This is a genomic window from Ruegeria sp. BHSB064 (assembly GCF_059613205.1).
Genome location: NZ_JBXWSB010000042.1, coordinates 1 through 12,161, shown reverse-complemented (window position 1 = coordinate 12,161; position 12,161 = coordinate 1). Strand labels below are relative to the sequence as shown.

Genomic DNA, 12,161 nt, shown 5'->3' with positions numbered 1-12,161 from the left:
ACGGATCATTGGGTCAGCCTCAGTTTATGAATGGAAGAGGCGATAGATTCGAACGCTTTTTCCAAGTCGAGACCGCTAACGTCATAGACGTGACTTGCAGAGCTTGCACAGTCTTTAAGTGTCCGGAAGCCGCTTCTGGGCGCTTCAAATGCGATCCCATAGACGATGACCCCCTGGTCTTTCGCTGCACCGCAGACATGCTTGGTGTGCTGGTTTTTCGCTGAAGTTTCCACTTTCGAGAAGGCTTTGGAATACCACTCCGCCCAAGCGCTGGCTTGCCAGTAATAATTGTATCTAGCGTTCCAGGCCAGTGACGTGCGGTTAAACAACTCGGGGTAGGTTAGTCTCACTGCAGTCCCGGTTTCTTCGTTCAATTCCGTCTCTGGTTCGGGGTTTCCAAATGGATGGTCCTCCCAAACGTTTTGCTGTGGCCAGAAATAGTTCGGGCGGCCTTGAGAATGATAAACCGTATATTCGCCGGCTTCCGCATTGTACCAAACATCCGAATCACCTTCGCGCAACGAAGGATTAAGCATGTATTGGTCGGTGTTCTGACCATCTGTCATGACAATAATAATTTTCAGGACGTCCGAGTCGTAGTCTGTCGGGCGATCTGAAAACTTGCCGGGCACAATCGTCGACGGCGCATACAGCGGGTCTGTTTCTGTCGAGAGTTGCTGTACAATTGGCCGTGTGCTCGGATCCAAGAGGGCAGAACCCCATTTCACTCCGATATCGATTGACGTATTTCCTCCTGGCGTAAGTGATTGAATTTGGCCAAGAAGCTTGTTCATGTTGTCCGTCACCGGGGTGATTTCGCTGCCTGCGCGGACAGGACATACTGGCAGCGAGATTGAACCTTCAGAATAAGTGAAGGGATCAAAATGCGCTGTACGCTCCAACCTGTCATTCACCTGCAGGTCCGCATCGCTGTACTGTTCTGGAATAAAGTTCACGCAATGCGAATAGCTGTGCTCCTGCGTTACGTTGGTAAACTTGTCCAGAATTGTAGCGCCAGCGTTCACTTGTGTCGCATAAGGAACAATCGAAATTGAAATCTCACCCTGGCCGCGTTCAGCCAGCATGAGACGGACGAATTCAGACGCCGCCTCGCGCAGCACTGCTATTTTCGATTCTCCGGGTGTCGCGGACGCACGAGACATCGAACCTGAAATATCGAGGACCAGAGAAATCTCTACCGCGCCGATTGATTCTTCGGCCGCGCTGTTGGCTCTCATACCCAGCTCTGTGACTTGTCCAAACCGCAAATAGCGCGTTGGCATGACCGCCTCAGCCGTCGCTGTCACGGTTCTGGAGCCAAAACCCTCGACGACGGTTGTGACAGCATCCAGGTTGCCCAGCCCAGCTTTATCCATGTAGGCATCGACAACTTCCTTGGCGGGAAGTTTCTGATCGAGGTCAGCTGCCGCCAGAACGGCGCGGTCCAATGTGGACTGCAAGCTCGCGCGGTCGCGTTCATATTTCATGAAGTCCATCGACATGCCCGTTATGGCGAGCATCAGGATCAGCATGAACAAAACAAAAATTGTAAATGTGCCGTCTTCTTGTTTGGCAAATTTACGGATATAGGAAGGCTGAAGCTTAGGCGACGAGCCGTTCTTCTGAAGCGAGAATGTTTTCATATTGATGTCTCCGCTCCGCATTTTCAATTATGCGGCCAAGAAAAGAACTTTGCGTTAACGATATTCTTCAATCGTGGCGCGAATTAGGCAAAAAAGGCTTGGTTTTGGCCTTTTTACGCGCAATCCGGCTATAAAACCTGCCGCCAAGACCGATCTGTCAATGAAATGAAAACAATTCGTTAAGGATTGAGGTGGTAGGCCGACTCATCTCCTGACGTTGACGTGTTTGTTAATGAAATGATGAAAAAAAGTGCATTGTTTGATTGCAGCCTGACGCAACTGGTGCGACAAAAAGTCATGACGTTACGTCTGGTACCGATACGGAGGATTGTATGACCGGCATCAAAGAACCCAGCTTTCGTGAGAGTGTTGACTTGATGTTCAACAGGGCGGCGTCCCTGATGGACCTGCCGCCGGGGCTGGAGCAAAAGATCCGGGTTTGCAACGCCACCTATACCGTTCGATTTGGTGTGCGGCTCAGGGGGGAAATCCATACATTCACCGGATATCGTTCTGTGCACTCCGAACATATGGAACCTGTCAAGGGCGGTATCCGCTATGCTCTGGCTGTGAACCAGGACGAAGTTGAAGCGCTGGCTGCGTTGATGACTTACAAATGCGCGCTGGTTGAAACGCCGTTTGGCGGATCCAAAGGCGGTTTGTGCATCGATCCCAGAAAATACGAAGAACATGAGATGGAGCAGATCACCCGGCGCTTTGCCTATGAACTGGCCAAGCGTGACCTGATCAACCCGTCCCAGAACGTCCCGGCCCCCGATATGGGAACGGGTGAGCGTGAAATGGCCTGGATGGCGGACCAATACGCGCGGATGAACACCACGGACATCAACGCGCGCGCTTGTGTAACCGGCAAACCTCTGAACGCGGGCGGCATTGCCGGACGGGTTGAGGCGACGGGACGCGGCATCCAATACGCGCTGCGCGAGTTTTTCCGCCATCCGGAAGACGTGCAGAAGGCGGGCCTGTCTGGCAAGCTGGACGGCAAGCGCGTTGTGGTGCAGGGGTTGGGCAATGTGGGCTACCACGCGGCCAAGTTCCTCAGCGAACAGGACGGATCAATCATCGTTGGCATCATCGAATGGGACGGTGCGCTGTATAATCCCGAGGGCATCGACGTTGAAGCGGTCCGCCAGTGGATCGTCAAACATGGCGGGGTCAAGGATTACCCCGATGCGACCCACTCGGCCGAAGGTGGAAGCGTGCTGGAAGCGGAATGTGACATCCTGATCCCGGCTGCACTGGAAGGTGTCATCAACCTGTCCAACGCCGAGCGGATCAAAGCGCCTTTGATTATCGAAGCGGCTAACGGGCCGGTGACGGCAGGTGCGGATGAAATCCTGCGCAAGAAGGGCACAGTGATTATCCCGGATATGTATGCCAACGCTGGTGGTGTGACCGTTTCTTACTTCGAATGGGTCAAGAACCTCAGCCATATCCGCTTTGGCCGGATGCAGCGGCGACAGGAAGAAGCGCGGCATGAGTTGATCGTGAGCGAATTGGAAAGGCTGGACCGCTATCTGGGCGACGCCTGGACGATGTCACCTGACTTTAAGACGCAGTACCTGAAAGGGGCTGACGAGTTGGAGTTGGTTCGGTCCGGTCTGGATGACACCATGCGCATTGCTTACCAGTCGATGCGCGAGGTTTGGCACAGCCGCGACGATGTAGAGGACCTGCGCACAGCGGCCTATATCGTGGCCATTGACCGCGTTGCGAAAAGCTACCGCGCCAAAGGGCTCTGACGTCAACAGGTGGGGCAGGTCGGCTGCCCCACTCTCAAGCTGTTCAGCGGTGCCAGGTGGCAAAAAGGATTATGGCAGCCGGGGACTCAGGCAGGTAAGCTGCCCGAAAGAAACGAATCCGGGAGAACCCCATGTTGCGTATCGCCATCGTCGCGGCCTTGCTTGCCACCCCTTCACTGGCTCAGGACAGCGCCGAGCAAAGCTGTAAATATCAGGCCGATGTGGTGGCCGCGATCCAGAAGGCCCGGTTGGACAGAGTAAAAGAGCGCGACGTCGCACAGGCGATTGCGGATAGTTCACCAACCTGGCCCGAGAACTATAATGCGGCCATTCCGCTGATTACCCCCTGGGTTTATGAGCAAAAGATGCGCGACGTGCGCAAGAAAGATCTGGGTGCCGCGTGGTTGGAGCTGTGTCTGCAGCAATAATCCACAGTTACGCCAATTCCTTGTGGATAAGCCCGCGCCGTCCCCTTGGCGCGGGTTTTCATTTCTGGCAGGTTTGACCAATGTCTTTGCCCCCCGGATTTCTGGATGAGTTGCGCACCCGGCTAAGCCTGTCTCAGGTCGTCGGGCGCAAAGTCATGTGGGATCAGCGCAAGTCCAATCAGGGCAAGGGTGATATGTGGGCCCCATGCCCGTTTCACCACGAAAAGACGGCTTCGTTCCACGTCGATGACCAAAAGGGATTTTATTACTGCTTCGGCTGTCATGCGAAAGGCGACGCAATCAGCTTTGTGAAAGAGACCGAGAATGTCTCGTTCATCGAAGCGGTTGAGATTTTGGCGCGTGAGGCTGGGATGCCCATGCCCGCCCGTGATCCCAAAGCGCAGGAAAAGCAGGACCGCCGGTCGCAATTGGCAGAGGTGATGGAGCAGGCAGTGCAGTTCTTCCGCCTGCAACTCAAGACAGGGGCAGGCGCGCCTGCACGTGATTACCTTGCAGACCGAGGGCTGGATGCACAGGCGCTGGATCGGTGGGAGATCGGATTTGCTCCGGACGGCTGGCAGGCGCTGTGGGATCATCTGCGCGGAAAGAACGTGGCCGAGGATCTGATCCTTGGGGCAGGGCTGGCCAAGCCCTCTAACAAGGGAAAGAAGCCCTATGATACCTTCCGCAATCGTATCATGTTCCCCATCCGCGATCCGCGCGGACGGTGTATCGCCTTTGGTGGGCGGGCGATGGACCCCAATGACAACGCCAAATACCTGAACTCGCCCGAGACCGAGCTGTTCGACAAAGGGCGCAGCTTGTACAACCATGGCCCTGCGCGGCAGGCGGCGGGGAAAGGGCAGCCGTTGATTGTGGCCGAAGGGTATATGGACGTGATCGCACTGGCCGAGGCCGGATTTGGCGCGTCGGTCGCGCCCTTGGGCACGGCGATCACCGAACATCAGTTGCAATTGCTCTGGCGCGTTTCCAACGAACCGATCATTGCGCTGGATGGCGACACGGCAGGTCTACGCGCTGCGATGCGGGCGGTTGATCTGGCATTGCCGCTGCTTGAAGCGGGTAAATCCCTGCGCTTTGCGCTGATGCCCCAAGGCAAAGATCCCGACGATTTGTTGCGGGCAGAAGGGCCAGGGGCTGTGCAATCAGTATTGGAAAGCGCTATTCCGATGGTCAAACTGCTGTGGCAGCGTGAGACCGAAGGGAAGGTCTTTGACAGCCCCGAGCGCAAGGCTGCGCTGGACAAGTCGCTGCGGGACAAGATCAAGCTGATCCGCGACCCCTCGATTCGGTCGCATTACGGGCAAGAGATCAAGGATTTGCGCTGGCAGCTTTTCCGCCCTCAACGCCAGCCGCAGAACCGACAGTGGCAGCCACGTGGCAAGTGGCAGCCCCCACAGAACGCCACGCCGGGTGCGCGGGCTTCTTTCCTGGCATCGTCCGAGACCGCTGATATCCAACTGCGCGAGGCGGCTATTCTCGCCATTTCCATCCTCAACCCACAGGTCGTTATTCAGTTCGAGCATCAGCTTGAGGATATGGAATGTCTCAACCCCGAGTACGCTGCCCTGCGGGACGCGATTCTGCGTCACGCGATTGATGACCCAGACCACCTGAAAGACCACATTGTCGATTCTTTGGGCCCCCAGCCCCTTGAAAACCTGCTGGCCCTTCGCCATGTCGCAGTGATCCCCTGTGTGAACAAACCGGGCGACGTTGAAAAGGCCGAGATGACACTGGCCGAGGAACTCGCAAAGATCAAAGCGCTCCGGGGGTTGGATGCTGAGATAGCCGAAGCGGCGGAGGAATTGTCTGATCTGGCCGATGAGGCGCTGACATATCGGCTGGCGCAAGCCGCCGAAGAGCGCAACCGTACAAGCCGCAGCCAGAACGAAGACAGGGCCGTATTCGACATCGCCGACAATGGTGCGCGAATCAACCGCGACGAGAAAGACGCGTTCGAGGCAATCATGTCCGGTATCAAATTCGAGCGGAAACGCCGGTAAAGTGGTGTTTTCATAAGGCACTGGAAAAGAAAAACGGGTAAACGGGTGGCCGAATCACTTCTACGCGCTAATGATTCGGTTCAAACGAATCACCCATCCCTGCAGGAGCATTGAATGGCCGCCAAAGACACGACCGAAGATCGCAAATCCGAAGAGCAGGAACAGGAAATCTCGCTGGACATGAGCCAGGCCCAGGTCAAGAAGATGATCGCCGAGGCCCGCGAGAAAGGTTACATCACCTACGATCAGCTCAATCAGGTTCTGCCGCCTGATCAGGTCAGCTCGGAACAGATTGAAGACGTTATGTCGATGCTGTCCGAGATGGGCATCAACATCATCGAAGATGAAGAGGCCGAAGAGGAAGAGAACAAGGGCTCGACCGAACTGACAACAACCGAAAGCAACCGTGAAGTTGCTTTGGCTGGGGCCGCCACAGAAAAACTCGACCGCACGGATGACCCTGTCCGCATGTATCTGCGCGAGATGGGTTCGGTTGAACTGCTGAGCCGCGAGGGCGAAATTGCTATCGCCAAGCGGATTGAAGCGGGTCGGAACACAATGATCGCTGGGCTGTGCGAAAGCCCGCTGACGTTCCAGGCGATCACCATTTGGCATGACGAATTGCTGTCCGAAGACATTCTTCTGCGCGACGTTATCGATCTGGAGGCCACATTTGGCAATCAGATGGACGAAGACGGCGATGTGGAAGAGCCTGTGGTCGACACATCCGCAGTGCAGGCAGCCAAGCCCGCAAAGGATACCGGCCCCGAGCTGGATGCTGACGGCAACCCGCTGAACAATGACGATGACGACGATGATGACGATCAGGCCAACATGTCGCTGGCCGCGATGGAAGCGGCGCTGAAGGATCAGGTTCTGACCACGCTTGAACGCATCTCGACCGATTTCTCGATGTTGTCGGAAATGCAGGATAGCCGGATTTCGGCCACCCTGAACGAAGATGGCTCGTTCAGTGAAAAAGACGAAGAAACCTATCAAAAGCTGCGCGCCGAAATCGTTGAGCTGGTGAATGGTCTTCACCTGCACAACAACCGGATCGAAGCGCTGATCGACCAGCTTTATGGTATCAACCGCCGCGTCATGTCCCTGGACAGCGCGATGGTGAAACTTGCCGACCAGGCTCGCATCAACCGCCGTGAGTTCATCGAAGCCTACCGCGGTCGCGAACTGGATCCGAACTGGTTGTCCGAGATGGCTGAAAAGCCGGGCCGGGGTTGGCAGATGTTCATCGAACGCTCAACCGCCAAGGTCGAAGAGTTGCGCAACGACATGGCTCAGGTCGGTCAATATGTGGGTCTCGATATCTCTGAATTCCGCCGCATTGTGCAGCAGGTTCAGAAGGGTGAGAAAGAGGCGCGTCAGGCCAAGAAGGAAATGGTCGAGGCCAACCTGCGTCTGGTGATCTCGATTGCCAAAAAGTACACGAACCGTGGCCTGCAATTCCTTGATCTTATTCAGGAAGGTAACATCGGCCTGATGAAGGCCGTGGACAAGTTCGAATACCGCCGTGGCTATAAGTTTTCGACCTATGCGACCTGGTGGATTCGTCAGGCGATCACGCGGTCTATCGCGGATCAGGCCCGCACGATCCGTATTCCGGTTCACATGATCGAAACGATCAACAAGCTGGTTCGGACCGGTCGTCAGATGCTGCACGAAATTGGTCGCGAACCGACGCCGGAAGAACTGGCCGAAAAGCTGCAAATGCCGCTTGAGAAGGTGCGCAAGGTGATGAAAATCGCCAAAGAGCCGATCTCGCTGGAAACGCCGATCGGCGACGAGGAAGACAGCCAACTGGGCGATTTCATCGAGGACAAGAATGCTGTACTGCCGCTGGACAGCGCCATTCAGGAGAACCTCAAGGAAACGACCACACGGGTTCTGGCCTCGCTCACCCCGCGTGAGGAGCGGGTTCTGCGGATGCGTTTTGGCATCGGCATGAACACCGATCACACTCTGGAAGAAGTCGGCCAGCAGTTCAGCGTGACCCGCGAGCGTATCCGCCAGATCGAGGCGAAGGCGCTGCGCAAGTTGAAGCACCCCAGCCGGTCACGAAAGCTGCGGTCTTTCCTGGATCAGTAAATTCAAAGGCGCCTCACACGAGGCGCCTTTTTCCTTTGGCCATCACATTGGCCTGTTCTCTCATCACATTGGCGGGAATTCACACGGAACGGGCGCGGCCGTTTTCTATATCGGTCCTGTCCACTCATGGGACGGGGCCGGGGCGAGGCTTTAGGGCCGATGACCCCCGGTCTTACGTTCGAATGGGATGTTCGACGCGGGTCTTGAAGGCGCTTGGCGGTTGCCCGGTCCAGCGTTTGAAGGCAGTCGAGAAGGCGGCCTGATCCGCATACCCCAACGAAAACGAAATTTCTGACAAAGACATCCGGTTGTTCAGAAAGGTCTGGGCCAGATCACATCTTAGGTCGTCCACGATGTCGCGATAGCTTGTACCTTCTTCCTTCAGGCGGCGGCTAAAGGTTCGCAAGCTCATCCCAAGCTCAGACGCAATGGCCTCGGCCTGCGGTATGGTGCCGGGCAGAGATTTAGTGATCATCCCTTCGGTTCGCGCGCGGATCGAATGGTTTGGTTTCGCACATTCGGCCAGCAGACGTTCACCATATTCCAGAAGATGTTCACGCAGTTTGGGGTCATAGGTGGGAACCGGCAGCTCCAACGCTGAGAGGGGCAGCACGATCTCCATTTTTTCCGAGCCAAAGATCACCGGAAAACCAGCAATCTTTTCAAAGCTTTTGGCATGATCCCCGACCTTGTGTTGAAACCGAATTTCAATCGGTTGCAGGTTGATCTGGGTCAGATTGCGCATTCTTGCCAATGCGGCAAAGATCAGAAATTCGGTACGTCGATGATAGCGCGCAAATCCAGCATCTTTCCAATCAGCTTCCAAAGCAGCAAAGTTGCCTGCGACGCGCAGACTGAGCGCGATAGCCGGGTCAATAATCCCGTGAAAACGTGAAAGATTCTCCATCACCTGTTTCAGGTCTCTGGAATATTTGCTGATATAGGCCGTCACGGTGGACGCCGAGGTGACCTCAAGCCCGGTGCGGGCCGCAAATGTTATGTCTTTGGTGGCGTCACAGGCATACCGGATGAAGAGGGCTTCTTTCTGAATGCTGCATGTCTCAATCGGGGGGGCGATGTCTTGCGGCTTCAGTCCGGTTTGGTTCAGAACAGCCCGAGACATGTTCGCATTGCCACTGTAGCGATCCAACGCCTGAACAAAGAAATGAAGACGGCCAACATCCACGTCCATCGCAATAACAATACCTTAGGATTACAAAACCATAGGCAGCATATCATAGAATTCTGTGAGGCGATTGTGATTTTCGCAGACCTGTAATCTTCGATGGCAGAATCCCGCAAGGAATTGACCGGACCTCACATGACCATCACCGTCTGAACGCCCAGATATGGCGTGTTGCCGGGTTAGCACCTTTATGGGGATGAGGTCAGAGCCTTCGGAGAAATCACCACTTTCCGCTCAGCGCTCCCCGGCACGCTCCCTTTCGCAGATGTCGCATTGTTCCGAGGCTGAAGATTTGCCACCATTCTGGCAAAGCGGAGCCTCGGGTGCCAAGGACGTGCGAGAAAGTGATTTAAGTTCAGTATTCTATGGCCCGAACCTGATTGTGTTCGACGGCGAATGCGTCCTGTGTTCGTGGTTCTTCAAGTTCATGCTCAGACATGACAAGTTGCATCGTTTTCAGTTCGCAACTGCGCAATCTCCGCTTGGGCAAAAGCTCTACCAAAAGCTTGGTTTACCGACACAAAACTTTGAAACCAATTTGGTAATCGTCGATGGGGTGATCTATCAGCATCTGGATGCGTTTGCTGCCGCCATGCGTCAATTGCCGGGAATGTGGAAGCTTTTGTCGGTCTGCCGCTTCCTGCCCAAAGCGCTTAAAGTTCCCGCTTATCGCCTGATAGCACGGAACAGGTTTAATCTTTTCGGTAGATCCAGCACATGTCTGATGCCGGGAAACGACGTTAAAGCGCGATTTGCGAGCGACGGCTATTGATGTCAAAAGACCCGTTTTTGCAAGCCTTGGGGCCAATCAATAACATGCCCAGTGCGGTCCATTGCCTGCACAGCTCAGAAGGTCAGTATTCAGGCCAATGTGATGTCGAAAGAGGTACTGGTCGTCTTGCCATGATTGCAACTTACCTTGCCGGGTTTCCGCCCGGGGGGAAAGATGTTCCCGTTTCTGTTGCAATAAATGGGAATGACGAAACCTATACATGGACCCGCGACTTTGGCGGCCATCGCACCACTTCACACCTGACCTACGACGCATATCGGAACTGTGTTCGAGAAAAATTCGGAGTGATTTCCGTTTGGTTGCGGCCCTGTCTACGAAGCGATGTGCTGTACATTGAAATTCTTCGTCTGACCGTTTTCGGTATTCCATTGCCCGCTTTTGTACTGCCGCGTTCGAACACGCGTGAATGGCAGGATGCGCAAGGTCGGTTCAGGTTTGACGTCTCGGCCAAGGCACCGGGCCTGGGATTGTTGATCCGGTACCGGGGTTGGCTCACGCCAGATCACACAATGCGCGGGGCGGACTGAATTGATCGTGAGGGGCACTATGCAATGCATAAAGCTGGACTAACCTATTTGGGACACACAATCAGGGAAGATTTTATGATGAAAAAGCTATACACACTTGCTGCGTTGGCGACTGTTGCTTTCAGTGCTCCCATGACGGTGGATGCAGCGCCAAACGGGTATCGCACCGAACCGATTAACGCCACTGATTTCGAGGTTATCCCACGTGGTGATCAACGCACTGAAGGCTATTGGTGCGCCGCAGCCGATTATGCACGCCGGACATTGGGGTTGGGCTGGCAAGATCGGATTTACGTGTTGCGCGGATATGGGCCCAGTGTCACCACAGGCCGAAGAACGGCAGTTCAGTTTTCGATCAAAGAACCTCAGTCCGTTGATGTGCAGCCCAGCAGCTTTATTGCGTTTGGATTTCAGCCTGGCAACAGCGAATCTGTACAAGGTGCGAACGCACGGTGTAATTATCGGCCGTTCTTCAACAGCTGATACATCACCGGGGTTGCCAGAATGCAAACTGAATTCGTTGTAAACACCCAAGGACCGGGGCTTTACGAACTCACGTCTGATGTGCAGAACTGGCTTGCTCAGGGGGCGGCGGCCGATGGCGTTTTGACGCTGTTTGTCCGTCATACCTCCTGTTCCCTGCTGATCCAGGAAAATGCTGACCCCGAAGTTCAAACGGACCTGCAAGCTTTTTTTGAGCGGCTTGTGCCACCATCTGACCATCCGGCCATGTCGTACCTGCGTCACACTTACGAAGGGCCGGACGACATGCCTGGGCATATCAAAGCCGCGCTTTTGCCGGTTTCGTTGTCGATCCCTGTTTCGCAGGGGGGGATGGTTCTCGGGACCTGGCAGGGGATTTATCTGTTCGAGCACCGCACTGCACCGCATCAAAGACGTGTCGCCGCGCATCTGGCCTGACCCTTTATCTAGCGGTTGAAAATTCCGACTACCCAAACCCTAGCGGCTGCCCTATAGTTGTGGATAAGTAAGCCGCAGCGCTTACAAAAAGAGGCCGAACATGGGACGAGGAGACGGCGGATGCGCTGCCCGTTTTGCGGAAATATCGACACTCAGGTGAAAGATTCACGCCCGGCAGAGGACCACGTGGCAATCCGCCGACGCCGGTTCTGCCCGGCCTGTGGTGGGCGGTTCACAACGTACGAGCGTGTGCAACTGCGTGATCTGGTGGTCATCAAAACCAACGGAAAACGAGAGGATTTCGACCGCGACAAGCTGGAGCGATCGATCCGCATCTCTATGCAGAAACGGCCTGTTGATCCGGAACGGATCGATCAGATGATCTCGGGCATCGTGCGTCGGCTGGAAAGCATGGGCGACACCGATATCCCGTCTAACAAGATCGGTGAGATTGTCATGGAAGCTCTGGCGCGGATCGATACCGTCGCCTATGTTCGCTTTGCGAGTGTGTACAAGAATTTCCAGGCGGCCGATGATTTCGAGGAGTTTGTCCACGAACTGCGCCCGCCGCAGCCTCCGACGGACGAGTGACCGAAACAGATAAGCGATTTATGGCGCTGGCCCTGTCATTAGGGCGGCGCGGTCAAGGGACGTGCTGGCCCAACCCGGCTGTCGGGTGTGTTGTTGTGCGCGAAGGCCGCATTGTCGGGCGTGGCTGGACACAGCCCGGAGGACGTCCTCATGCCGAGACCGAGGCGTTGGCCCAAGCC

11 protein-coding genes and 1 pseudogene are annotated in these 12,161 nt (G+C 55.3%); 10 read left to right on the top strand and 2 right to left on the bottom strand.

Annotated features, from left to right (window positions below):
- Positions 1–5 precede the first annotated feature (5 nt).
- Positions 6–1,643 (bottom strand): TadE/TadG family type IV pilus assembly protein, encoded by a 1,638-nt coding sequence (locus tag AC2FNU_RS11930; RefSeq protein WP_496788322.1) that lies wholly within the window; start codon positions 1,641–1,643, stop codon positions 6–8.
- A 332-nt stretch (positions 1,644–1,975) separates the two neighbouring features.
- Here AC2FNU_RS11930 and AC2FNU_RS11925 point away from each other — a divergent pair, with 332 nt between their 5' ends.
- The 4 genes from AC2FNU_RS11925 (at position 1,976) to rpoD (ending at position 7,964) form a co-directional block, all read left to right on the top strand.
- Positions 1,976–3,406 (top strand): Glu/Leu/Phe/Val family dehydrogenase, encoded by a 1,431-nt coding sequence (locus AC2FNU_RS11925; RefSeq protein WP_496788320.1) that lies wholly within the window; start codon positions 1,976–1,978, stop codon positions 3,404–3,406.
- Between the two features lie 131 nt (positions 3,407–3,537).
- The gene (locus AC2FNU_RS11920; protein ID WP_171089225.1) at positions 3,538–3,834 is read left to right on the top strand and encodes a hypothetical protein; all 297 of its coding nucleotides are present in this window, start codon (positions 3,538–3,540) and stop codon (positions 3,832–3,834) included.
- Positions 3,835–3,914: 80 nt separating this feature from the next.
- On the top strand, positions 3,915–5,861 hold the full coding sequence (gene dnaG / locus AC2FNU_RS11915) for a DNA primase (RefSeq protein WP_496788318.1): 1,947 nt from the start codon (positions 3,915–3,917) through the stop codon (positions 5,859–5,861).
- Between the two features lie 114 nt (positions 5,862–5,975).
- A complete protein-coding gene (gene rpoD / locus AC2FNU_RS11910; protein ID WP_496788316.1) occupies positions 5,976–7,964 on the top strand; it encodes an RNA polymerase sigma factor RpoD in 1,989 nt (662 codons plus the stop codon).
- A gap of 172 nt (positions 7,965–8,136) precedes the next feature.
- Here the strand turns inward: rpoD and AC2FNU_RS11905 are convergent, their stop codons facing one another.
- Positions 8,137–9,156, bottom strand: a complete 1,020-nt coding sequence (locus AC2FNU_RS11905) for a helix-turn-helix domain-containing protein (protein WP_496788314.1) — start codon at positions 9,154–9,156, stop codon at positions 8,137–8,139.
- Positions 9,157–9,415: 259 nt separating this feature from the next.
- Between AC2FNU_RS11905 and AC2FNU_RS11900 the strand changes: the two genes are divergently transcribed.
- The 6 genes and pseudogenes from AC2FNU_RS11900 to AC2FNU_RS11875 all read left to right on the top strand — a co-directional run.
- Positions 9,416–9,922, top strand: a complete 507-nt coding sequence (locus tag AC2FNU_RS11900; RefSeq protein ID WP_496788309.1) for a thiol-disulfide oxidoreductase DCC family protein — start codon at positions 9,416–9,418, stop codon at positions 9,920–9,922.
- Positions 9,923–9,966: 44 nt separating this feature from the next.
- Positions 9,967–10,470, top strand: coding sequence for a DUF4166 domain-containing protein (locus AC2FNU_RS11895; RefSeq protein WP_496788307.1), 504 nt, complete (start codon positions 9,967–9,969; stop codon positions 10,468–10,470).
- Between the two features lie 78 nt (positions 10,471–10,548).
- Complete coding sequence (locus tag AC2FNU_RS11890) at positions 10,549–10,953, top strand: hypothetical protein (protein ID WP_496788302.1); 405 nt, start codon at positions 10,549–10,551, stop codon at positions 10,951–10,953.
- A 21-nt stretch (positions 10,954–10,974) separates the two neighbouring features.
- On the top strand, positions 10,975–11,391 hold the full coding sequence (locus AC2FNU_RS11885; protein ID WP_496788298.1) for a secondary thiamine-phosphate synthase enzyme YjbQ: 417 nt from the start codon (positions 10,975–10,977) through the stop codon (positions 11,389–11,391).
- Between the two features lie 120 nt (positions 11,392–11,511).
- Positions 11,512–11,982 carry a transcriptional regulator NrdR gene (nrdR, locus tag AC2FNU_RS11880; RefSeq protein ID WP_050602693.1) on the top strand — a complete coding sequence of 157 codons (471 nt, stop codon included), beginning with the start codon at positions 11,512–11,514 and terminating at the stop codon, positions 11,980–11,982.
- Positions 11,979–12,161, top strand: a pseudogene (locus AC2FNU_RS11875) (bifunctional diaminohydroxyphosphoribosylaminopyrimidine deaminase/5-amino-6-(5-phosphoribosylamino)uracil reductase RibD); the annotation flags it as partial. The gene nrdR and the pseudogene AC2FNU_RS11875, both read left to right, overlap by 4 nt.